The sequence below is a fragment of the Ruminococcus sp. HUN007 genome (genome assembly GCF_000712055.1).
Classification (GTDB): domain Bacteria; phylum Bacillota; class Clostridia; order Oscillospirales; family Ruminococcaceae; genus HUN007.
In genome coordinates, this window is sequence record NZ_JOOA01000002.1 from 2,888,426 (window position 1) to 2,911,252 (window position 22,827).

General features: G+C 43.5%; 18 protein-coding genes, 1 tRNA gene and 1 other RNA gene. 13 read left to right on the top strand and 7 right to left on the bottom strand.

Annotated elements, in window-relative coordinates:
• The first annotated feature begins 125 nt into the window (after positions 1 to 125).
• From CC97_RS16650 to CC97_RS16670, 5 genes are all read left to right on the top strand, one after another.
• Positions 126 to 197: transfer RNA gene (locus tag CC97_RS16650), tRNA-Arg, on the top strand.
• Between the two features lie 215 nt (positions 198 to 412).
• Positions 413 to 1,378 carry a leucine-rich repeat domain-containing protein gene (locus CC97_RS16655; RefSeq protein ID WP_049962992.1) on the top strand — a complete coding sequence of 322 codons (966 nt, stop codon included), beginning with the start codon at positions 413 to 415 and terminating at the stop codon, positions 1,376 to 1,378.
• 109 nt (positions 1,379 to 1,487) lie between these two features.
• Positions 1,488 to 2,831: a serine/threonine-protein kinase gene (locus tag CC97_RS16660; RefSeq protein WP_044976384.1), complete on the top strand. Its 1,344-nt coding sequence runs from the start codon at positions 1,488 to 1,490 to the stop codon at positions 2,829 to 2,831.
• A gap of 19 nt (positions 2,832 to 2,850) precedes the next feature.
• A complete protein-coding gene (locus CC97_RS16665; protein WP_044976386.1) occupies positions 2,851 to 3,645 on the top strand; it encodes a VWA domain-containing protein in 795 nt (264 codons plus the stop codon).
• A 45-nt stretch (positions 3,646 to 3,690) separates the two neighbouring features.
• On the top strand, positions 3,691 to 4,746 hold the full coding sequence (locus CC97_RS16670) for a protein phosphatase 2C domain-containing protein (RefSeq protein ID WP_049962993.1): 1,056 nt from the start codon (positions 3,691 to 3,693) through the stop codon (positions 4,744 to 4,746).
• A 301-nt stretch (positions 4,747 to 5,047) separates the two neighbouring features.
• Here CC97_RS16670 and CC97_RS20655 read toward each other — a convergent pair whose 3' ends face one another.
• From CC97_RS20655 to CC97_RS16685, 3 genes are all read right to left on the bottom strand, one after another.
• The gene (locus CC97_RS20655; protein WP_049962994.1) at positions 5,048 to 6,436 is read right to left on the bottom strand and encodes a hypothetical protein; all 1,389 of its coding nucleotides are present in this window, start codon (positions 6,434 to 6,436) and stop codon (positions 5,048 to 5,050) included.
• A gap of 90 nt (positions 6,437 to 6,526) precedes the next feature.
• Positions 6,527 to 7,462 (bottom strand): GGDEF domain-containing protein, encoded by a 936-nt coding sequence (locus tag CC97_RS16680; protein WP_044976388.1) that lies wholly within the window; start codon positions 7,460 to 7,462, stop codon positions 6,527 to 6,529.
• Between the two features lie 27 nt (positions 7,463 to 7,489).
• Positions 7,490 to 8,485: a GGDEF domain-containing protein gene (locus tag CC97_RS16685; protein WP_044976390.1), complete on the bottom strand. Its 996-nt coding sequence runs from the start codon at positions 8,483 to 8,485 to the stop codon at positions 7,490 to 7,492.
• A 332-nt stretch (positions 8,486 to 8,817) separates the two neighbouring features.
• Here CC97_RS16685 and CC97_RS16690 point away from each other — a divergent pair, with 332 nt between their 5' ends.
• From CC97_RS16690 to CC97_RS16725, 8 genes are all read left to right on the top strand, one after another.
• The gene (locus CC97_RS16690; RefSeq protein WP_044976393.1) at positions 8,818 to 9,270 is read left to right on the top strand and encodes an ACT domain-containing protein; all 453 of its coding nucleotides are present in this window, start codon (positions 8,818 to 8,820) and stop codon (positions 9,268 to 9,270) included.
• An 84-nt stretch (positions 9,271 to 9,354) separates the two neighbouring features.
• Positions 9,355 to 10,572 carry a homoserine dehydrogenase gene (locus CC97_RS16695; protein ID WP_044976395.1) on the top strand — a complete coding sequence of 406 codons (1,218 nt, stop codon included), beginning with the start codon at positions 9,355 to 9,357 and terminating at the stop codon, positions 10,570 to 10,572.
• A 146-nt stretch (positions 10,573 to 10,718) separates the two neighbouring features.
• On the top strand, positions 10,719 to 11,744 hold the full coding sequence (locus CC97_RS16700) for a M20/M25/M40 family metallo-hydrolase (protein WP_044976397.1): 1,026 nt from the start codon (positions 10,719 to 10,721) through the stop codon (positions 11,742 to 11,744).
• Positions 11,737 to 12,756 (top strand): M42 family peptidase, encoded by a 1,020-nt coding sequence (locus CC97_RS16705; RefSeq protein WP_044976399.1) that lies wholly within the window; start codon positions 11,737 to 11,739, stop codon positions 12,754 to 12,756. Before CC97_RS16700 ends, CC97_RS16705 begins: the two co-directional genes overlap by 8 nt.
• Positions 12,753 to 13,523, top strand: coding sequence for a GNAT family N-acetyltransferase (locus CC97_RS16710; RefSeq protein ID WP_044976401.1), 771 nt, complete (start codon positions 12,753 to 12,755; stop codon positions 13,521 to 13,523). Before CC97_RS16705 ends, CC97_RS16710 begins: the two co-directional genes overlap by 4 nt.
• A complete protein-coding gene (locus CC97_RS16715; protein ID WP_044976403.1) occupies positions 13,513 to 14,787 on the top strand; it encodes a methionine gamma-lyase family protein in 1,275 nt (424 codons plus the stop codon). Before CC97_RS16710 ends, CC97_RS16715 begins: the two co-directional genes overlap by 11 nt.
• Before the next feature lie 71 nt (positions 14,788 to 14,858).
• Positions 14,859 to 15,614, top strand: coding sequence for a hypothetical protein (locus tag CC97_RS16720; RefSeq protein WP_044976405.1), 756 nt, complete (start codon positions 14,859 to 14,861; stop codon positions 15,612 to 15,614).
• A 153-nt stretch (positions 15,615 to 15,767) separates the two neighbouring features.
• Positions 15,768 to 17,762 carry a serine/threonine-protein kinase gene (locus CC97_RS16725; protein ID WP_044976407.1) on the top strand — a complete coding sequence of 665 codons (1,995 nt, stop codon included), beginning with the start codon at positions 15,768 to 15,770 and terminating at the stop codon, positions 17,760 to 17,762.
• Between the two features lie 174 nt (positions 17,763 to 17,936).
• Here CC97_RS16725 and ssrS read toward each other — a convergent pair.
• The 4 genes from ssrS to dnaG form a co-directional block, all read right to left on the bottom strand.
• A non-coding RNA gene (gene ssrS / locus CC97_RS19800) (6S RNA) lies at positions 17,937 to 18,124 on the bottom strand.
• Positions 18,125 to 18,191: 67 nt separating this feature from the next.
• The gene (locus CC97_RS16730; RefSeq protein WP_044976409.1) at positions 18,192 to 18,509 is read right to left on the bottom strand and encodes a DUF1292 domain-containing protein; all 318 of its coding nucleotides are present in this window, start codon (positions 18,507 to 18,509) and stop codon (positions 18,192 to 18,194) included.
• Between the two features lie 1,443 nt (positions 18,510 to 19,952).
• Entirely contained in the window at positions 19,953 to 21,035 is a 1,083-nt protein-coding gene (rpoD, locus tag CC97_RS16735; RefSeq protein WP_044976411.1) for an RNA polymerase sigma factor RpoD, read from the bottom strand.
• A 19-nt stretch (positions 21,036 to 21,054) separates the two neighbouring features.
• A complete protein-coding gene (dnaG, locus tag CC97_RS16740; RefSeq protein WP_044976413.1) occupies positions 21,055 to 22,803 on the bottom strand; it encodes a DNA primase in 1,749 nt (582 codons plus the stop codon).
• Positions 22,804 to 22,827: the final 24 nt, after the last annotated feature.

Here is a 22,827-nt window from a genome sequence, read left to right on the forward strand (position 1 = left end):
TCAGACGGGGAAAGCGCAGACTTGTCTGCCTTTTCCGTAAAACTATAAGGCAAAAAAGGCTTTAACAATACTAAAAAGGGTTGAAAAGTGACTGATTTTTTGATATAATTAAATAAGGAGTAAAACCGCCTGTAGCTCAGTGGATAGAGCAATACGCTCCGACCGTATGTGCGCAGGTTCAATTCCTGTCAGGCGGACTTTTTACTGCTTTATTATACAGCAGCACTGTGCTGTTGTCAATTGACAAAGGTTTTTCAGGGTTTTTGGAATCGTCTTAAAAGAAGATTATACGGCCATGTGCCGAAGTATGTGCAAACTGTTTTTTTTTATACAATTTACACCAATTCACTATTGCCAATTAATATTTTTTATGCTATAATTATTATAATAATATCTTTTTAGGGAGGATTATATGAACAGTCAGTTCGAAAACATAGACGAAGTAAAGGCGGCTCTGAAAAAGATAATAGAAGAGAACGGAGTCGAGTTGTTCAGGGACACAAAAAGATTTACCGGAATTCTTAATGATTATATGCCTGATCTTGAGAAAGAAAGACGTCTTATTAAGAATGTTATCAACAACAACGTTATTACACAGATGCTCGATGAGCCTGATCAGAAACTTTCCATCGTTAAGGCAAGAGAGTACATGCTGAATGATATGTTTCTCTCTGCTTATGCCACAGAATTTGTTCTTGACTGCTTTACCCACATGTTTGGTTGGCCGTTTACTCCTGAGATCAAAATGGAACCGGAACCGGTACCTGTCGCAGCGCCTTCAAGACAGGAAAAATCAGTCGGCGGAAGAGATGACAAGGATGAGACTCAGATCAAGCAGAAGCCATTCAGACCTTTTGATGCTATCAAGTACAAAATTTTCCCTAATGTCAAGATCCCGGAAGGCTATACAGTGATCAACAGCTTTGCTTTTGACGGATATGGTTTTCTGAAAACAATAAGGATCCCTTCAACCTGCAGGGTCATCGGTGAATACGCATTCTCAGAATGCAAAAAGCTTCGTGCAGTTACACTTCCTGATACACTCAGGGTAATTCAGAAGGGTGCATTCAGTTCATGCAGCTCACTTGAAAGGATCGAGCTTCCGTGGGGCATAACAGCAATTGAGGAAGATACATTCTCATTCTGTTCAAACCTTGAGGACATCGTTATTCCGTCAAGCGTTTCAAGCATCGGCGATGCAGCTTTTCAGGGATGCGAAACACTCCGTGATGTAGTACTTCCGGAAACGATCAAGTTTATAGGCAGCAACGTGTTTGCTTTCTGCCCGGCTATCACTATTCAGTGCCGCGAGAACTCATACGTACACAAGTTCTGCATGACAAACGGAATTCATTTTGAATTTATAAGGAAACACTGATCTGCTGACGGAGTGATCCGGAGCCGGTTCCGGTTCTCCGCACTGATCTGCAGCAAAACAGCGGTTCCATGAGAAAACAATAAAAATTAAAGTAAGGGAATGATAGAAAATGGTAGAATTTAAGCCAGGTCAGACTATTCCTATGGAATACGGCGGTGAGTTAAAAGTTATAAGTACTCTTGGCCGCGGCGGACAGGGTATTGTTTATCTCGTTGAATACAACAACCTTAAATACGCGCTCAAGTGGTACGACATGGATAAGATGCGCGATCCGCAGGCTTTCAGAAAGAACCTTGAAGTGAATATCAAGGACGGCCCTCCGAGCGATAAGTTCCTCTGGCCTAAGTATCTCACAAAAATGGGCGTTGACGACAGCTTCGGCTACCTTATGACTTTAAGACCGCCGGAGTACGATTCGTTTGTTGACATCCTCAACATGTACAAGCTTGAGGTCGATCCTAACACAGGCAAGGCTCACAGGGTTACTGTGCAGTTCAAGAACCTCAATGCTCTTGTAACTGCTGCAATAAATATTGTTAATGCTTTCAGACAGCTCCACAGAGCAGGTAAGAGCTATCAGGACCTTAACGACGGCGGTTTCTTCATCAACGTTACCAACGGTGACGTTCTTGTCTGCGACTGTGACAACATAGCTCCTGACGGCTATAACTTCGGTATCGGCGGCAAGCCGGGATACATGGCTCCTGAGATCGTGCGCGGCGTATGTCGTCCGGACGTTCAGACAGACAAGTATTCTCTTGCAGTTGTACTTTTCAAGCTTCTCTTCAGAGGTGACCCGCTTGAAGGCGAAAAGGTTGTCAAGACTGTCTGCCTTACTGAAACTGCTGAACTCAAGCATTACGGCAAGGAAGCTGTATTCGTATTCGACCCGAACAATGACACCAACCGTCCGGTAAAGGGCATTCACGATAACGTCATCAAGTTCTGGGGTATTTATCCGAACTACATCAGACAGGCATTTACATTTACTTTTACAACAGGTATCTCACAGGCAAACAAGAGAATCATTGAAAATGAATGGCAGAAGCTCTTTATAAGACTGCGTTCAGAGATACTTCCGTGCTACTGCGGAAGAACAACCTTCACATCAGCATATGATGAAGGTGAAAACAATACTCTTATCTGCAGAAGATGCGGAAGAAAGTATGCTACACTTAAGTTCAGCAACCGTGATTACAGAACACCGATTTATGTAGGAAGAAAGATCTACATGTGTGAATCTGTACCTGGTTCTGATGATTTCAGCACAGTTGTAGGGGAAGTTGTTGAAAACAAGATCCAGAAGGGTGTGCTCGGCATAAAGAATATGTCCGACAAGGTATGGAAAGTTAAAATGTCTGACGGATCAGTACATGAAGTAGGCAACGGAAAGGGATTCCCTCTCTGGGCCGGTGTTTCAGCTGATATAGGCGGGGTAAATATAGAAATATAGAAAGGGGTATTAAGTTACCATGGAAGATTTCAGCACTAAAGCAAAAGAATTGATGGACTTTGATGATGACGATCCGCTTGGTGCAACAGGCGTCTCAAGAAAAAGTCTTGTAATATTTTTCCTTATAGATACATCAGGCAGTATGAAGGGAACAAAAATGGGCGAGCTCAATACAGCAATGGAAGAGCTCATGCCTGAAATAAGAAGTATCGGTGAAGCCGATACTGACATCAAGATCGCAGTTCTTACATTCTCGACAGGATGCGCGTGGATGTATCCGGAACCGATCTCAGTAGAAGAGTTTGAATGGGCAAGACTCGAAGCCAAGGGTATCACAGACCTTGGTATGACATTCGAGGAACTCAACAGAAAACTTTCAAGATCAGAATTCTTAAATTCACCTTCACTTTCCTTTGCTCCGGTCATCTTTCTTATGACTGACGGTTATCCTACAGATGACTACAAGGCAGGACTCAGAAAGCTTCAGGTGAACAGCTGGTACAGATACGGCCTTAAGGTTGCTCTTGGTATCGGCAAGGAAGCAAACGACGATATGCTTGCTGAATTTACAACATCACCTGATACAGTTGTACATGCTTATTCAGGCGGTCAGCTTGCTCAGCTCATCAAGAAGATCGCAGTTACATCATCACAGATCGGAAGCAAGAGTATGACACTTGCAGACGACGTTCTCCGCGATCTCAATGATGTTGACGTTCTTGACAAGAAGCAGGAACAGCTTGCTGAACAGATCAAGAATATTGTAGATTCAGACGAATTCCCTAAGGATGTACCGTTCGACAGCGGATGGTAATTTAACCATGTTCGATTTGAAAAAGAAAAGAGGGATGAGTCAATAATGTACATCGGATTAAGCGAAGCTGTCCGTGGTGCAAGTCACGTTGAGTCTGATACAGTGTGTCAGGACTACGCAGCTTACAAAACGACGGATACATATGCTATTGCAGCTGTTGCTGACGGACACGGCAGCAAAAAGCACTTCAGAAGTGATTTCGGTTCAAAAGCAGGTGTTGAAGTTGCAATTAAAGCTGTGGAGGAATTCTGTTCCGATCCAGAAGAGTTTAAAAGGAAGTTTCAGGATGATCCGGATCATCTGATCACGAAGATCCAGAAATTCATTATCAAAAACTGGTACGATGTTGTAAATGAGCATTACAGAAACAACCCTGTTAAACAGGAAGAGCGTGAAAAGCTTACTGACGAAGAACTGTCCACGATAAAGATCGAATCGATCTACGGCTCTACACTGTTAGTTGCATTTCTTACAGATACATTCAGCTTCGGCATGCAGCTCGGTGACGGCAGTCTCGTAGTTATCAAACAGTGCGGTGAGGCTTACATGCCTATAATTGATGATGAAAGCTGTCCGGCGAACCTTACTTCTTCACTTTGTAATTCCAATGCTATAAAAATGTTCAATTATTTTTACAGCTTTGAGAAGCCTCTTGCAATCATTCTTTCAACTGACGGACTTTATACATCATTCTCAAACCGCGAGAGCTTTGAAGAATATAACTGTCTTCTCGCAAGCCAGATGAGCGACATTGAACTTCTTAAGTCGAGGATCAACAAGAACTTCGTAAGAAGAACCAATGCCGGCAGCCGTGATGACATTTCAGTATCGATCATCTTTGAAAAAGAAATGTTTGAAGAAAACCTCATCAATGTTCAGATGCAGGTCGATATCAACAAGAATAAAGCAGCTATAAGAGAAGCTGAGGAAAAAGCCAAGCAGCTTCAGCGTAAAGCCAGAGCAGAACAGATCAGGAAGGAAAAGAAACTTCTTGAAGAGGCTGAAAAGGCAGCAATGGCCCGCAAAGCAAAGCTTAAACAGAACAAAGGTATCGAAAAAGTGGAAATGCCTTCTGCTGATGAAGTTAAGGAAGAAGACTGATCAGACAGAATTCAAGCGAATAAATAACATAAGCACTGCAGGAATCTCCGGATTCCCGCAGTGCTTTTTTTAGGGAGAATTAATTCATTTTTTGTACAAAAAAAGATCAGCACAACCAGCGCCGTATAAAACGGGAGCAGGTCATGCTGATCTGATATATTCCGGAGTTATAAGAAAACGCTGATTTATTCATAAATCAGCGTGGAGCCCGGGGCGAAGCCCCGCAAATCCCACCTCGTAAATCCGGCGAAGCCGTATTTACGATTTAATCAGTGTTTTCTTAAGTTCTTAAACTGATTTATCAGTGATGCTTTGCATCTTTCTTAGCTGCGTTCTTCTTTTCCTTCGCACTCATCATTACTTCAGTTTTATCGTTGTCATCCGGCTTTGAAGCAGAAGATGAATTGAGAATATCAGCTAATCTGTCCTTGAAGATAGCGTTGTTATCACCTTCACCGATGTTAGTGCCGTAAACTGATACAGACTGTGTATTAACGACTGATGAATGTACAGGTGCCTGAAGTTTGCTGCGGTATGATGAGGAAGCTGTGCCCGGCATAGAGTATACATTCTGCTGCTGACCCGCGCCTGGATTGAGATAAAGACTCTGTCTGCCGCCGTTCTGCTGCTGTCCGTAAGCCGGCTGGCCGCCGCCGTACATCGGACCTGCACCACCGATATTAACGCTCTGCTGGCCGCCGTACATTCCCTGACCGCCGTACATACCGTTCATACCCTGTCCGTACATGCCGCCCTGCATCTGACCGTACATTCCCTGGCCGCCGTACATACCGTTCATGCCCTGCTGCTGGTACATGCCCTGCTGCATCTGCTGTCCGTACATACCGTTCATACCCTGGCCGCCGTACATGCTGTTCATGCCCTGCTGCTGGTACATACCAGGCTGCATCTGCTGTCCGTACATACCGTTCATACCCTGGCCGCCGTACATGCCGTTCATGTTCTGCTGATTGTTCGGATATGCGTTGTTTGTCATGTTCTGAACCTGATTTATAACCTCAGCCTTGTCTGCCTGACTGCTTGAGAGTGACTGTCCGTTGAAAGGCTTGTTTTCGCCTGCTTCCTGTTTGTCAGAAGATGATTCCCAGTCATCGAAGATCATCTGGAGGCCTGAAGCATCAATTCCTGCATGTGCTGCGCTGCCTTCAGGTTCACCGTTACCCGGGATCTGCTGCTGAGGTACTGCGCCTTCAGCAGTATTTGCTGTATCAGGCTGATTTGCAGGAGCCTGCTGAACGTTCTGTTTATTCTCAGCTGCAAGCTGTTCAGCGAACTTGGCGATATCGCTGTTTACAGAAGTAAGGATCACCTTAGAATTCTTACCCTGAAGAATGCTGCATTTTGCATTTTCCGGGTTGATCTTTACGAGAAGTTCCAGACATTTCTGATAAGGATCAACAGGAAGCTTTGTTTTTGCATCAAGAGTAACAATGTGTTCAACAGCTGATTCACCTGCTAAAAGAAGCTTCGCAAGTGCCTCATCTTCAGAACGGATCTCTTCCTCCTCGAAAGCATCGTTAAGTCTTTTCCAGTTCACACCGGTGTAAAGATTGCCTGATGCCGAAGCAACTACAGTAAGTGAAGTGAGTGGTATACCGGATTTTTCACATACTTCAATTGCTTTATCAAGTTTTTCGGCCGCAGTTTCATATAATTTTGCAATTTCCATGGTTTTTGTCCTTTCCTGTTATTTCTGTGCCTGAAAAGTAAGCGACCGTATCAGTAAGGACTTGAGGCCGGTTCTTTTCAGTGTGCAAGATCAGTAGTTCGGCATTCTGATCGAATTGTTGTAGAAGTAGTGTGTGTTCTTACCGTTTGCCTTTGCAACAGCAAGTGCACTGCTTACGCATTTGAGCATTTCTGTTGAGTCAGTGGCATTGACCGGATATATAGCAACACCAAAACTCATCGTAATGTTGAGTTTGACGTCGTTAAACTTGATAGGCTCAGAAATAACTTCCTTAATAGTATCAATGTAGTTAAGTATCTGAGGTTCAGTTTCGTTTCCGAAGAGTATGAAACCGAACTCATCTCCGTTGATCCTTGCAAGGAAGATGGAGTTTCCGCAGAGCTTCTTGAGCTTTTTGGAATATGAACAGAGAACAGCGTCACCAGCGTTGTTGCCGAGTTCGTTGTTAATATCCTTGAAGTTGTCAATGTTCGCTGCGATAACTGTGAAAGGTGATGAAGAAGTAATTGTTTCATCTATCTTTTCAATGAAAAGCTGTCTGTTAGGAAGAGTAGTAAGGATGTCGTAGTAAGCAAGATAAGTAAGCTTTTCGTCCTTTGCCTTAAGTACTCTGTTGGCAGCTATAAGTTCTTCGTTGTTCTTTACTATTCTTCTGTAGAATATGTGGATGATAGTTACAAGAATTATAGCTGAAACTGATGTGATCAAACCGGTAAGAGCGTTTGCTGAACCGCCGTGTGCAATGGCTATTGTTACTGCTCTTGCTGTCATGATGATCTGGAAAGTATTTGTCGCGAGTGCTGCAAAATAACCGTAACGCGGGAATGCAACAACAGCAAATGCAGAGAAGAGAAGCAGAAGCTGTGAAACAATACCCTGAAGAGGTCCTCCGAGCTGTCCGATCTTCGGAATGAAAAGCGTTACGATAATGTAAATAACAATATAAATAAGAGGTCCGACTATATCCATCGAACTGTTTTTTTTCTGTATTTCCTTGTCTGACATAAGTAAAATCCTCCGTTATTTTATTTATCAGTACTGTTCATAGAAGCAAGGTCTGTTCTTGCCGTTGGACTTTGCATATGATACTGCGCTGTTGATGCAGGTAAGAATTTCTGATGAAGAAACAGCGTTTGTCGGGTATGAAGCAATACCGAAGCTTGCAGTTGCTGAAATAACATCGGAACCTACCTGAACAGGTTCTGCAAGAACTGTCTGAACTTTTTCGATGAAGTTGAGAATGTTCTGTTCAGAGTTGTTGCCCTGCATAATAAAGCCGTATTCGTTTCCGCCGATTCTTCCGAGGAATATGTTGTCGTCGCAGAGACCCTTGAATTTTTCTGCGTATGTTGCAAGAAGAATATCACCTGCTGAGCTGCCGTAAGTGTTGTTGATAAGCTTGAAGTTATCGATGTCACAGAGAATAGCTGTGAAAGGCATGTTTGAGTTGTTTACGATAGCTTCGTCCATTTTCTCGATGAAAAGGTGTCTGTTAGGAAGGCTTGTAAGAACATCGTAGTAAGCGAGGTATGAAAGCTTTTCATCCTTGTCCTTGATAATGCGGTTGGTTTCCATGAGCTGTTCGTAGCTCTTTGAGAGTTCAGCTGATTTCTGGTTGATTCTGTTTGCGAATATGTAGATGATAGTAACAAGTACAAGTGTTGAGATCGGTACTATAAAACCAGGAATAGCTGATACGTTGTGCTGTTTGATGGCCATTACAAGAACTATTGTTGTATTGGCTATGTTGCAGAATACTGATGCGATATAACCCTTTTTATTTGTTGCAAGTACTATAAATGCAGAAAGAAGGGCTTCTATCTGGCCTGTTGTACCTGCACCTGCGGTAAGCATAGCAAGCTTTACCTGCAGTTCAGGTGAATTCGCGTACTGTGCCATTACTCTTCCGCGGACGCTGCCGCCGAGGACAAACTGAGCAAAATATACCATTGCCAAATAGGCTACTACGTATATCACAATTGCAACGATATGATTGCTTTCTGATTTTGCTTTTTCATTTTTTGACATACTGAAATCCTCCAAATCAATATTATTTTCATATATCTGTTTTTATAAAAAAAAGATACATATAACTATATTATATTATAGTGCATTCAGCAATGATTGTCAATGATATTTGTGATGTTTTGTAAGAACTGTAGAAAAAAACTGACGATTTCAACATTTCTGAAATTTGTATGTTTCATCAGCCAAAGTATGTAAGATTTAACTAAATTGTAAGCAGAACATATGGTCAAAATCTCTCACCGGAAAGGTTGACAAAACTGTATTACTGTGTTATAGTAATAAGGCTACAAATACAACTGTGTTTGAGTGACGGACTATTTCGAGGTAATTTTATGGATAATTCATCAAATTCATCTTATCTTGTTGTCATAGACTCACGTGTTATACCCGAGGTATTCATGAAGGTCCTTGAGGTAAAGAAGACGATTGCCAACAAGGAGGCACGAAGTCTTGCAGCCGCATGCAAACAGTCAGGCATTTCAAGGAGCGCATATTACAAATATAAGGATTATGTTTTTCTGTACGATGAACAGCATAATCAGCGCATCGTCACTCTTTACGCTGTCCTGAAGGACAGGCCCGGAGTACTTGCAAATGTGCTTTCTGCGATCCATTCATCAGATGCAAATGTCATGACGCTCAATCAGAGCGTCCCCGTTGACGGGGTCGCTCCGATAACCATGACTCTGAAACTCAATTCCGGAAACTACAACGAAGATGATCTGAAATCTTCAGTTAAGGCAGTTGACGGAGTTGTTGAGGTGCGTGTTCTCAACAGAGAATAATTCACTACTATTAAATTATTATATTTTTGTTTTACGGTCAAATTTGCTGTGCACAGGCTGTGTACAGGGAAACGGAGTTTTATTATGTCTAAAATAGCAGTTCTCGGTTACGGTACAGTAGGTTCAGGCGTTGTTGAACTTTTCTACAAAAACAAGGAAAGCATTCTCAGAAAGGTCGGTTCAGACGCCGACATCAAGTACATTCTTGATATCAGAGATTTTTCCGGAAGTCCTTACAGTGACAAGTTCACAAAGGATATAAACGATATTCTGAATGACGACGAAGTAACCGTTGTTGCTGAGTGCATGGGCGGTGTTACATTCGCTTACGATTTCGTAAAGGCCTGCCTTCAGAAGGGAAAGAGCGTTTCAACATCAAACAAGGAACTTGTTGCAAAGAAAGGTGCTGAGCTTCTTGCAATAGCAAAGGAGAAAAACTGCAACTTTTTCTTCGAGGCCAGTGTCGGCGGTGCTATCCCGATAATCAGACCGCTTCACAAGTGTCTTGCAGCAAATGATATAACAGGTATCGCAGGTATTCTCAACGGTACTACAAACTTCATTCTCGGCAAGATGATCAACGACAGCATGGATTTCGCTGATGCCCTTAAGATGGCTCAGGATCTCGGATATGCTGAAAAGGATCCTACAGCAGATATCGAAGGCCATGACGCATGCAGAAAGATTTGCATACTTTCTTCACTCGTTACAGGAAAGCACATCTATCCTGACCGTGTTTTCACAAAGGGTATCACAGACATCACACTTAAGGACGTAAAACTCGCTGACAAATTCGGCGCTGCCATAAAGCTCATCGCAAGCATGAAGAAGCTTGAAAACGGTAAGATCATCCCGATGGTAATGCCTATGCTCGTTCCGTACGACAATCTCATTTCCAGAGTAGATGACGTTTTCAACGCAGTAATGGTATTCGGTGACGGTATCGACCGTGCAATGTTCTACGGACGCGGTGCCGGCATGCTCCCTACAGCAAGTGCCGTTCTCGGTGACGTTATCGAGGAACTCAAGACTGAAGAGATCGGAACAGACAGAGCACAGACCTGGGAAGACTGCAATAACGACGAGATCGTTGCTGACTACAGGGAAAGCAGTGCGAGAATGTATTTCAGAGTTTCAGCCGGCTGCACTCTTGTTCCTGCAGATGCTGAAATTATCGAAAACGGTTCTGAAACTGCATTCGTTACAAAGTCCATGACATTTGCCGAAGCTGAAAAGCTTGAAGCTTCCGTTAAGGCTGCAGGCTGCGAAGTGAAGTCAAGGATCGCCGTTCTCGACATCTGATTTTAAACAATATTTATATATAACATATAATAAAAGCGCTTAATTCATTAAGCGTTTTTATTTTTCTGTAATTGATTTTTCTGTTTGTAATTGGTATAATTATAATTGTATTTTTGCGTAATTTCTTTTCCTGTAAGGAGAGTATCATGGATTTGGAAAACATTTTAGCGGAGCTCTGCAGTGTCTCCGGTGTTTCAGGAAGTGAACGTCCGGTGCTTGAAAAGATCTCTGAGATCATGAAAAAATGTACCGGCAGGGAGGGGATTTTTTCGGGGAATAATTTACTTGTAGGAATAGGGGAACGTTCTGAAGGAAAAAAACATATTCTTATTGACGCCCATGCAGATGAGATAGGGCTGATATGTTCGTACATCGATTCTGAAGGATTTATCGTCCCTTCAAATGCCGGCGGAATGGATTACCGTTTCCTTCCGGCTCAGCGTGTCACTGTTCACGGAACGGAAGATCTGCCGGGAGTTATAGCTACTCTGCCGCCGCATCTTTCCTCCGGGGAAGGCGGAATGACAAAGATCGATCAGGTGCGCATAGACACCGGTTACAGTGCTGATGAACTGAAGAATAAGGTCTTTCCGGGAGATCCGATATCCTTTACGGCACCTTTTGCAAAGCTTTCAGGTGATCAGGTCACAGGAAAGGCGCTTGATAACCGTGCCGGAGTGGCTGCTCTGGTCAGATTTGCAGAGATCATCGGAAATGAAGCCCCGGGCTGCAGTATAACCCTTCTTTTTTCCGGTTCTGAGGAGATAGGCGAGCGCGGCGCAAAGACTGCATGCTATCTTGTTGATCCTGATATAGCCATCGCTGTTGATACAAGCTTTGCGTCATCTCCTGATGACGGTCCGAAGGAATGCGGCGAAACCGGCAAAGGTCCGATGATCGGTATTTCACCGTCGCTTTCACGTGATCTCAGCAGAGAACTGATGAGAACTGCGGAAGAGAATAAAATACCTTATCAGTCAGAACCGATGGCAGGACTTACAGGAACCAATGCTGATCAGTTTTCAGTTTCACGTGCCGGAGTGGTGACGTGTACGGTTTCCGTTCCGATAAGGCATATGCATTCTCCTGCGGAAACAGCTGATCTTAATGACATTGAGAATACTGCCCTGCTTCTTGCGCAGTACGTAAGGAGGTTCTCACGAAATGCTTGAAGAAATAAAAGCTCTGTGTGCACTTAACGGTATTTCCGGAAACGAGGACAGTGTACGTGAATATATTAAAAAACGTATTGAAGGAAAGTGTGAGTACCATACCGATGCTCTCGGAAACATAATTGCTTTCTGCAAAGGACGGAAGAACGGCGGAAAGAAACTTATGGTAGCCGCACACATGGATGAGGTAGGCCTTCTTGTCACTTACATAAACGAGGACGGTACCCTTGCATTTGACGCAGTCGGAGGCATCAACACCGATGTCATTGCCGGAAGGCAGGTTTACATTTACGAACGTAACGTAACAGGTGTTGTCAGCGCAAAGGCTGTACACCACTTATCTGACAGCGAACGGAAAGCTCCATTTGAGATCTCCTCGCTTTACATTGACATTGGTGCGAAAAGCAGGGAGGAAGCTGAAAAGCTGGTATCGGTCGGAGACTGCGTCGCATTTAAGAGTGAGTTTGAATCGCTTGGCGGCGGCAGGATCTGCAGCAAGGCCCTTGACGACCGAGCAGGCTGTGCGATAATGCTTTCTCTTATAGATGAAGGCGTCGAATATGACACTTACTTCGCCTTTTCAGTCGAGGAGGAAATTGGCCTCCGCGGGGCTCAGACAGCAGCATTTGCGGTTGAACCTGAGTTTGCCGTTGTGATCGAGACGACCACCGCTGCTGATATTTCAGGCTCCGCCGGTGCGAAAAGAGTCTGCGAGCTCGGAAAGGGCGCGGTAATTTCCTACCGTGACAGAAGAACCGTTTACGACAGGGAACTTTACGACCTTGCGTTCTCGCTCGGAAAACAGAACGATATTGCGTGTCAGACAAAGACACTCATCGCAGGCGGCAACGATGCCGGTGCGATCCATATTTCAAAAAGCGGTGTCCGAACCATTGCAGTTTCGGCGCCATGCAGATATCTCCATTCACCATCCTGTACAGCACAGTATTCTGATATTGAGATGAGCAAAGCTTTAGTCCGACTGCTTATAACAGGGATAAACGAATTATGATAAAATACATTACAGATACTGATCTTGATTCCATAAAGGAACTTCACGAAGACTATTACGGAAGAAAGATCCTCTCATACTATTATTCATACGGAACAGGCTACGACTTCTGCCGTTTCTACGAAGCAGGCAGTGAAGATACAAAAGCCTACATAGTTCACTTCAATTCGATCATGATAATCTGGTCAGACGGTCCGCTTGAATCAGAGGAGCTCATAACCTTTATCCGCATGCACAGTCCTTTCCGTGTGGAAGCACCATGGATGGTTCTTAAGGAACTGTGTGAGATACCAGGCTACAGGATGCTCAAAAGAACAAAGTTTGAGTTTACTGACCACCGTCCGGATGATTTTGACGAGACTCAGGTAATAACCGATCCGTCCCTTGACGAGATATACGAGATCCTGCACGAAGGGTTTCCGACGCTCATCAGTCACGGGCTCTGGATAACAGAGCACTCGCACAAGATCAGACGCGGACTCTCAAAGATCTATCTTTACAGGCACTGTACCACAGCAACTGTTATCTACGATGTTGATGACCATGTGCTGATCGGTCAGGTAGCCACAAGGGCTGAGGCCCGCGGACGCGGATATGCACGTGAACTGCTTTACTGGATCGGACATACACTGGCGTCCGAAGGTAAAAAGGTAAGTCTTTTTGCTCTCGATTACCGTGAGAGTTTCTATAAAGAGATCGGCTTTAAAGCGGTAAGCACTGAAAATGTTATTCAGGCCGACACAAACGGAGGTCCAAATGATCAATAATAATTTTTTTAGTTTTGATGAAAAGCTTCTCGGAATTGCAAGGGAAGCAGAAAACGCGTGCTCACTCAGCCTTGCAGGATGTGACAGCGTTGCAGAGTACAACGGTTCAAAGGTACTTGCTGCATTCATTAAAAACAGGGTAAGTGAGCAGTGCATGCACGGCAGTACAGGATACGGTTACGGGGACATCGGACGTGATACTCTCGACAGAGTATATGCCGATGTTTTCGGCTGTGAGGACGCTCTTGTAAGGCACAGTTTTGTTTCCGGAACACATGCGCTTTCAGTTGCACTTTTCGGTGTGCTCAGACCGGGAGACCGAATGGTGTCAGTTACCGGAAGTCCTTATGACACTCTTGAGGAAGTGATCGGTATCCGCGGTGAAAGCGGAAACGGATCACTTAAGGATTTCGGAGTTGAATATTCACAGGTGGATCTTCTTCCTGACGGAAAGCCTGATATGGACAGTATCCTTAAGGCAGTTCAGGGGGCAAAGATGGCTTATATCCAGCGCTCAAGAGGCTATTCACTGAGACCTGCGCTTACAGTACAGGATATTGAGCATATAGCCTGCGGTATCAAGGCAGTAAGTCCGGATACTATCATAATGGTGGACAACTGTTACGGAGAATTTGTTGAAAAGCAGGAACCTGTTGAAGTCGGTGCTGATCTTATGGCCGGTTCACTTATCAAAAATGCAGGCGGTGCGATCGCAAGAACCGGAGGATACATCGCCGGAAGAAAAGATCTTGTTGAACTCTGTTCCTACCGTCTTACCTGTGTGGGCATGGGAAAGGAAGTCGGCTGCTCGCTTGATCAGAACCGCGAGATGTTCCTCGGACTGTTTATGGCACCAGAGGTCGTTTCATCTGCTGTTAAGACAGCGACATTTGCATCGGAACTTTTCACCCGCCTTGGATTTGAGTGCTATCCTAAGAAAACAGAGGAACGCGGCGACATCATAACAGTGCTGAAACTCGGAAACGAGGAACTCCTGACTGCGTTCTGCCAGGGAATACAGAAAGGATCACCTGTCGATTCATTCGTAAGTCCTGAATCCTGGGAGATGCCGGGCTACGACAGTAAAGTAATAATGGCTGCAGGAACCTTTACTATGGGTGCATCTATCGAACTTTCCGCTGATGCTCCGATACGTGATCCGTACGCAGTCTGGATGCAGGGCGGCATTACATATCCGAGCGGCAAAATCGGACTTCTCCTTGCAGCTGAAGAAATGATCAGGCGCGGATTACTTTCTGTTTGACTTTTTATTTTGAAAGTGATATATTAATATATGTATCCGTTTATGTATTTCGTGCAGGGAGGTACATGAAAATGTTTCATAAAAAAAGAAGAACAAAAGTTTCTGACAATCCGGCAGGGAACTTACAGCCCGGTTCCGGAAATGTCAGCGAGGATAAAAATCCGGGATCCGGAAAATCCAGGTCCGGACGTGGATTGAAAGCTGCTGCGGCTGTAACGGCTGCTGTTGTTCTGCTCATTTCTGCCGGATTTATCTGGCTTACTCTGAGCGGCAGTCAGGGACTTAGAAAGTCACAGAAACTTGCAAAAAAGATAGGCGAGCCTGTCGAAAAGGCTGTTTCATCTGCAGGGGTCGAACTCACTGAATCATCCGATTACGAATATATCAATGAGCTTTGTACCTTTACATCACTTTCCGAGTCGGGACGGTCCACGAATGTTTATAATGTCAGACTGCCTGAGTGGACAATATACTGCAGCGAGAATTCTTTCGGAAAACTTGAAAGTGTTACTTACTGTGATTTCCGCGTTCTGAGTTCCAATATAAACGGCGAAAGGAAAAAGGGAGCAGTTGATGTTTCATCAATTACACCGGGAAAAACATCTTCCGATGTTGATTCCGTGCTTAAAATGAAACCTTATCAGATCGTTTATGCAGGGACTTCGACTTCAAAAAAATACAGGTACTACTATAAAAACAAACAGTCCGGCGCAGTTAAGGCGTACATTATAACAGTAATATTCGGTGAGGACGGAAAAGTCAATTCGCCTGCGATCGTCGAGAGCAGTAATTTTATTCTTGATGTTCTGCGGGTCGAAAACGATTAGGAAAAATTGATCAAAAATTAATGAATGTTGATAAAATTGTGTACAACATGATTTTAATTTGAATTAATATCAGAAACCGGTTGACAAATGACCTGTTTACTGATATGATAGTTTAGGCGAATAATATTTTAGAATTTTTAAGGAGGCTTAAATATGGGAGATACAAAGTTGTGTTATGGCTGTTTTGAACCGATCGGTGACGAGGAAAAATGCCCTCACTGCGGATTTAAACAGCAGTCTCCATATTCACCGTCATACATTACTCCGGGAACAGTTCTCAAAGATAAATATCTTGTAGGTAAAATGATTGCTCACAACGGAGAAGGGGTAACATACCTTGCGTATGATAATGTTCTTTCATGTAAGGTTATCTTAAAGGAGTATATGCCTGATACACTGTGTTCACGTGACAAGGAAACACAGGCTATCAGTGTAAATTCAAGCAGTACTGTTCAGTACAAGTCTCTCATGGAGGAATTTACTGAACTTAACAAGAAACTCGCAAAGCTCCGCAACATCGACCATATCCAGCAGGTACAGGACATGTTCCACGAAAACAATACCACCTATGTTGTTTTTGAATACCTCGAAGGCCAGAATCTCATGCAGTACCTTAAGGAAAACGGCGGCGAGCTTTCATGGAGAAGAGTACAGAAACTTTTCCCTCCGCTTCTTACATCTCTCAGCCAGCTCCATAATGCAGGCATAATCCACAGAGGTATCAGTCCGAATACTATCTTTGTAACAAAGAAGGGCGAACTTAAGCTTACAGATTTCTGCATTGCTGCAGTAAGAACGAACAAGGAAGAATTAAGTTCCGAACTTTTCAAGGGCTATGCTGCTCCTGAACAGTATTCTCCGGCTATCTGGCAGGGTACCTGGACAGACGTTTACGGTATTTCTTCCGTTCTTTACAGAATACTTACAGGCTGTATGCCTACTGAAGCTCTTTTAAGAAATGAAGCAGATGATCTTACTCCTCCGGCATCTCTTAACGTAGATATTCCGGACAATGTTTCAGATGCTATCATCGACGGTATGAAAATGGCCGGCGAGGAGAGAATTCAGACAATTAATGATTTTGCGGCTCTTTCTTTCAGACAGTCTGATGATGACAAGGAAAAGACCACAGTTAACATAGGAAATATTGCGTCACAGAATGCCCGCGAGGCTATCCAGAAGCAGCGCAGCATTGAAACGGCAGCAGAAAAGGCACCTGAACGCAGCGAGCGCTATGACCGTTCAGACCGTTACGATGCACCGCCTCAGCGTGAACGCATGATCCGTCCTGCTCCTGAGCCGGAAGAATTCGAAGATGAATATGCTATCATAGAAAAGGTAAGACCGATCATCTTTGTTCTCATACTTGTTATCATTGTCGGTGCGATCATCATCTTCTTTGTAAAGCAGATCGGTGTTGTCGGCAAGTCAAAGAACGAGGGCATAGTTTCAAACATACCTGCGGTTACTACTGAAGCTGAAACAGAGCCTCCTGTAACAGATGTACCTGCAGAGGAAAGCAACGGCTTCTATATTCAGGATGTTGTTCCTGCAACTCTTGCTCCGGTAACTGCGGCTACTGAAGCACTCTCATCACAGACCGGCATGACAGAGTTTACTACAGGCGGCAACGCTGAACAGAATATTCAGATGATCAATTTCATAGGTAAGAACTATGATGACGTTAAGCTTTCTTCACTTGTTCAGGATCTGAACATTACTGTACAGTATCAGGCAGCAGAAGGCAAGCAGAAGGGCGAGATCATAGACCAGAGCATAAAGGAAGGCACATGGATCTCAAGCGGCGTTGATGTTGTTCTTACAGTTGCCGGTGACGGTACTGAAGCTCCTCTTACAACTGCTGATTCAGGTACGGTTATTACTAACAGCAATGTAGTAAAGGGTGTTGTTCCGAACATCAAGACACCTGATGGCGTAAGTCAGAAACTTAATGACTATATTGCACTTCTCGATGCAGCAGGAATCCCGTACAAGGCTGTTCCTGTATCAAATCCTGATGCATATCCTAGCAAGGGCTATGTAGTAAGCGTTGATCCTGGTGTAGGTTCTTCAGTTACAGGAATCGTTGAGGTAATTTATACTCCGGACGGAGAACACAGCTCAACATTCTACTCATCAGGACAGTAATGATCCTGAAAATTATATAAACTATAAAGGTCACCTGAGCAGGGTGACCTTTTTGTATATTAAGAGGCAGTCTGCCTTATGAACACAATCACGCGCGGTTCTGCATGCAGTCTGCATGAAACAGGATAAAAAGAAAGCAGGATCAGATACTATATAGTATCCGATCCTGCTTTAATATATACCGCCTTGCCGTATTACACAGCATATAAAACCCGCTTATTCAGCAGGTGGGTATCAGCCTGAAAGTTTCGTACTCCCTTCGTCCCGAAATGAGGAGGTCTGCAGTCCGCAGTCAGAGCAAAATTCCCTAAGTAAAAGTGTTGGATTATATGAGCTGTATATAACGTACAAGGCAGAAATTGCATATTTCTGTTTTCAACTAGAATTATATCACAAAAAAGAGTGCGTGTCAACCAGTTTTTTTATGAATTATTCTTCAGTTTCAGCTTCGTCTTCTTCGTCAAACTCTTCCATGATCCTGTCAAGGAACATCTGGCCGATTCTTTCAAACTCCTCATCATCTTCGATGGATGCAAGAAGTTCTTCACCGTCAACTTCCTCCATTTTGAGAACGACGAGCTCGTCGCTGCCGTCAAGGATGTCCTCAGGCTTTTCAGCGTATGGTACAAGTGCGTAATATGTATTTCCTTCTGCCTCCATGACATCAAGAAGTTCAAAGGTCTGTTCAACGCCCTCTTCATCAACTAATGTATAGAGATCAGGTCCGAATTCTGAAATTTCCGGCATGATTAATTCTCCCTTCTGCCCGCGGGCCTGTTACTTAGTGTGCGTCAGCACTTACACTTCAATTGTACTACAAAAGAATGAGAAAGTCAATAGTATTCTAAAAAAATCAAAACAAACAAAAAAATCTTAGAAAATTCAAAAAAAGTGTTGACAACGACAAATAAATATGATATTATATAGTCATGGAAGGGAAGAACAAAGTTCAGGCGATAAGAACGGCGGTCAGAAATTCCAGACGGTATCAGTTATCAGATAGATAATTCCGGCGGTGCTTAATTAATTTGATCAAGCTTATGAGAAGCTATACGGGCAGCCGTGATCCGGAGTTACGGGAAGTGATGCTGAGACAAATCCAGAAAGAAATGAGGCGGGTCCAATGGAAGTGAATAGTGATGAGTCATCGATGAACGAGTGGTCTTTCGTGGCTCGCAGAAAAGGGGTATTTTCTGGGAGCTTTGTCGTAGCTGAAAGTCTTTGCTGAAAGACATATTCTCGTAACACAGTGAGTCGTTAATGGCTGCGGTTGACACTGGTTTATTTGACCGTAAGCGTTTGTATCACTCGATGAATTCAGACTGATCCTGGTATGGACAAATTTATGTGATGAGGTTAAATGAACTGGGGATAAGGCCTTTAACGATTTTGGAAGTTATGGCCCGAAAATTTAAATTGAAATAGGTGTGACCAATGGAATAAATGGTATTACTACTTCGACCAGAAATAAACTGAAATAGGTGTGACCAATGGACTAAAAAGATTATTACTTCGATCAAATACAAATAAGAAATAGGTGTGTGACCGATGGAATAAATGGTATTACTACTTCGACCAGAATAAAACTGAAATAGGTGTGACCAATGGACTGAATAATATTACTTCGATCAAATACAAATAAGAAATAGGTGTGTGACCGATGGAATAATGGTATTACTACTTCGACCAAAATAAACTGAAATAGGTGTGTGACCGATGGAATAATGGTATTACTACTTCGACCAAAATAAACTGAAATAGGTGTGACCAATGGAATGATAAGTAACTTTTATGATACGAAATAAACTGTAAAGGGTGTTTCCAATGTAAAAATTACTTTAAGCTCGAGTAGGCGGTCCCTTGAAAAAGGGGAGTTTATATAGATTAATCCGGAAAGAGTGATGTGTATGGTTTTTAATTACTTCACTGTCAGGAGAATGATCAGACTTCAGAAAGGATGAGTCCGCCAGAAATTCAAAGCTTAACATGAACAGAAATGTCCGGGCAGCAGGATCCGTACATTACACTTAAAAGTTCAGGTGAAAATATGAATTTACAATTGAATAAAAAATAAAAGAGATCCGGTGAAATAATCCAGGGTCTCTTTATTTTTGTGTAAAGAAATGTCCGCAGACGGCGCTTTCGGAGCACCGTTGCGGACAGTCTGAGTTTTAAGTATATTATCTATTATCAGTCGAGGAAGTCCTTTACCTTCTTGCTTCTGCTTGGATGACGAAGCTTTCTTAACGCTTTGGCTTCGATCTGTCTGATACGTTCTCTTGTTACTTCAAATTCCTTTCCTACTTCTTCGAGTGTACGTGAACGTCCGTCTTCAAGACCGAAACGAAGTCTTAAAACCTTTGCTTCACGGTCTGTAAGAGTGTTGAGTACTTCATTAAGCTGTTCCTTGAGAAGTACAAGGGAGGCAGCTTCTGCCGGTGCAGGAGCATCGTCGTCAGGAATGAAGTCACCGAGGTGGCTGTCTTCCTCTTCACCGATAGGTGTTTCAAGTGATACAGGATCCTGTGCTATACGCATGATCTCACGTACCTTTTCCACAGGCATTTCGAGCTTTTCAGCAATTTCTTCAGCCGTCGGATCATGTCCGTTTTCGTGAAGAAGCTGGCTTGATATCTTCTTTACCTTTGTGATGGTTTCAACCATGTGAACAGGAATTCTGATAGTTCTTGCCTGATCAGCAATCGCTCTTGTGATAGCCTGTCTGATCCACCATGTAGCATATGTCGAGAATTTGAATCCCTTTGTGTGGTCAAACTTTTCAACTGCCTTTATAAGGCCTAAGTTACCTTCCTGAATGAGATCAAGGAACTGCATTCCGCGTCCGCCGTAACGCTTTGCGATACTTACAACAAGACGGAGGTTTGCTTCAGAAAGACGCTTTCTTGCATAAGGATCACCTTTTGCCATTCTTTCTGCAAGTTCGATCTCTTCTTCTGCTGAAAGGAGAGGTACACGGCCGATTTCCTTAAGGTAGATCTTTACAGGGTCATCGATCGCAATGCCTTCAGTTGAAAGAGCCATTTCGAGGTCATCATTGAGTCCTGAGTCAAGTCCTATTTTCAGATCTGTGTCAGGAGAAAAATCCTCTACAATTTCAATGTTGAGGTTGGCACATGTTTCATAAAAAGAATCCATCTGATCGACATCAAAGTCGGTCTCCTCAAGAACATCAGTAATTTCTTTGGTCGTGAGTTTGCCGGTAGCTTTACCCTGTTCAAGTAAGCTTTCAATTGTCTTTTTTTCACTTGCCATATTAAGTTCCTCCTGTATTTTATATTTCTCTGTGTTTCTGAAGGGAACGAAGATCGTCGTCTGAGATCACCGAATCCTTTGCGAACACGGAGTTTCTGTCGAATTTTTTTAAAACATTTATGCAGTCGTTAAGAGTGTTTTCACTGATCGTGATCTCCCGGTTCCGGGCTGTTATCCCGCTTATTTTACCGATCTCAGCATCGCTGAAAGATTCGGATAAAAGTGAAAGTGAAAACTCTGAAGAATTTCTGACTGCGTCAGCAACTGCAAGATAAACACGTCTGTTGAATTCAGTAACGAATTCTTCGGGCTTTATCTTCGAAGCGATATCATCAAGCCTGTCCGGGTTTTTGATAAGGTAGAGTATAATGAACTCTTCAGCTTTGCTCTGGTTTGAGAATTGTGAAGCTTCGGGATTTATATCATCCTTTTTTGTCAGGCTGCGTTTTGTTGATTCCCATTCCAGCTTCTGCTTTATATTCTTCCGCGAGCTGACGGCATGCGATACCTGTTCGTTAAGAACGTTTATATTGATACCGGCATCGCGTGATACACGGGAAATGTATACGTCACGCTGAAGCGCATCTTCAAGCGACGCCAGAACGCTGACTGCTTTTTTTAGATAAGTGTATTTATCATTTTCTGCGCTAAGGTCAAGTCCTGCTTTGCATCGTTCAAGTTCAAAGTTTACAGCGTCATCAGCTCCGTCAAGCAGGAGTCTGAAACGCGTGCTGCCGAATTTCTTGATGTATTCATCAGGATCCTTTGCATCAGGTATTTTTAAAATTCTGGTGGTCAGCCCTGCGGCAGAAAGAAGATTTATCGCTCTTCTTGTGGCGGTCTGTCCGGCTTCGTCCGAGTCATAGGAAATAATTATCTCGGAAGCGTACTGAGACATAAGCCGTGCCTGCTCAGGCGTGAGGGCAGTGCCGAGTGTGGCTACTACGTTTTCAAAACCTGCCTGGTTAATGGAAATAACATCCATATAGCCTTCTGCAAGAATAAGTCTTTTGGCAGGTGAATTCTTGGCATGATTGAGCGAGAAAAGATTTCTGCTTTTCTTGAAGACCGGTGTGTCTGCAGTGTTCACATACTTCGGTCCTTTTTTATCACCTATTATACGTCCTCCGAAGGCAATTACGTTGCCGCGCAGATCGATGATAGGAAACATAACTCTGCCTCTGAAGTTGTCGTAGGCACCTTTGTCAGAGTACTTGCATACATCTGCAGTGATCATTTCCTCGTCACGGTAGCCCAGCGACCTTAAATGGTCGCGGAGTGCGTGCCATTCATCAGGAGCATATCCCAGACCGTATTTTTTTATTGTTTGAGGGGTGAGCTTTCTGTCCTTAAAATATTCAAGACCGCGTTTGTCAGGGCCGGAAAGGAGATACCGGAAGAAGAACTTTGCAGCTTCGCGGTTTATCTCGTAGGTCCTTGCTTTTTTTCTTGCATATTCATCGTTTCTGCTGTCGTTTTCCGGCATGGTTATACCGGCGCGTTCAGCAAGGAAACGTACTGCTTCAATGTAGCTCAGGTTTTCAATTCTTTTTATAAATGAAATAACGTCTCCTCCGGCTCCGCATCCGAAACAGTAAAAACTCTGCGTGTCACTGTAAACAGTGCAGGAAGGAGTTTTTTCCGAATGGAACGGGCACAGACACTTGGAAGTTGATCCGTGCTTTTTAAGGGAGGTATAGGAGCTGAATACATCTTCTATCGGATTACCGAGTCTCAGCTGATAAAGAAAGTCTTCAGATAATGCCATTTTAGCCCTCCGGACGATCGTGCG

What these genes read in the sequence shown, in the direction of transcription:
- CC97_RS16715 (WP_044976403.1), top strand. Translation starts at nt 13,513, where the DNA reads ATGATCAATAATAATTTTTTTAGTTTTGATGAAAAGCTTCTCGGAATT.
- CC97_RS16665 (WP_044976386.1), top strand. Translation starts at nt 2,851, where the DNA reads ATGGAAGATTTCAGCACTAAAGCAAAAGAATTGATGGACTTTGATGAT.
- CC97_RS16710 (WP_044976401.1), top strand. Translation starts at nt 12,753, where the DNA reads ATGATAAAATACATTACAGATACTGATCTTGATTCCATAAAGGAACTT.
- CC97_RS16720 (WP_044976405.1), top strand. Translation starts at nt 14,859, where the DNA reads ATGTTTCATAAAAAAAGAAGAACAAAAGTTTCTGACAATCCGGCAGGG.
- dnaG (WP_044976413.1), bottom strand. Translation starts at nt 22,803, where the DNA reads ATGGCATTATCTGAAGACTTTCTTTATCAGCTGAGACTCGGTAATCCG.
- CC97_RS16730 (WP_044976409.1), bottom strand. Translation starts at nt 18,509, where the DNA reads ATGCCGGAAATTTCAGAATTCGGACCTGATCTCTATACATTAGTTGAT.
- CC97_RS16705 (WP_044976399.1), top strand. Translation starts at nt 11,737, where the DNA reads ATGCTTGAAGAAATAAAAGCTCTGTGTGCACTTAACGGTATTTCCGGA.
- CC97_RS16725 (WP_044976407.1), top strand. Translation starts at nt 15,768, where the DNA reads ATGGGAGATACAAAGTTGTGTTATGGCTGTTTTGAACCGATCGGTGAC.
- rpoD (WP_044976411.1), bottom strand. Translation starts at nt 21,035, where the DNA reads ATGGCAAGTGAAAAAAAGACAATTGAAAGCTTACTTGAACAGGGTAAA.
- CC97_RS16690 (WP_044976393.1), top strand. Translation starts at nt 8,818, where the DNA reads ATGGATAATTCATCAAATTCATCTTATCTTGTTGTCATAGACTCACGT.
- CC97_RS16655 (WP_049962992.1), top strand. Translation starts at nt 413, where the DNA reads ATGAACAGTCAGTTCGAAAACATAGACGAAGTAAAGGCGGCTCTGAAA.
- CC97_RS16695 (WP_044976395.1), top strand. Translation starts at nt 9,355, where the DNA reads ATGTCTAAAATAGCAGTTCTCGGTTACGGTACAGTAGGTTCAGGCGTT.
- CC97_RS16660 (WP_044976384.1), top strand. Translation starts at nt 1,488, where the DNA reads ATGGTAGAATTTAAGCCAGGTCAGACTATTCCTATGGAATACGGCGGT.
- CC97_RS16685 (WP_044976390.1), bottom strand. Translation starts at nt 8,485, where the DNA reads ATGTCAAAAAATGAAAAAGCAAAATCAGAAAGCAATCATATCGTTGCA.
- CC97_RS16670 (WP_049962993.1), top strand. Translation starts at nt 3,691, where the DNA reads ATGTACATCGGATTAAGCGAAGCTGTCCGTGGTGCAAGTCACGTTGAG.
- CC97_RS16680 (WP_044976388.1), bottom strand. Translation starts at nt 7,462, where the DNA reads ATGTCAGACAAGGAAATACAGAAAAAAAACAGTTCGATGGATATAGTC.
- CC97_RS16700 (WP_044976397.1), top strand. Translation starts at nt 10,719, where the DNA reads ATGGATTTGGAAAACATTTTAGCGGAGCTCTGCAGTGTCTCCGGTGTT.
- CC97_RS20655 (WP_049962994.1), bottom strand. Translation starts at nt 6,436, where the DNA reads ATGGAAATTGCAAAATTATATGAAACTGCGGCCGAAAAACTTGATAAA.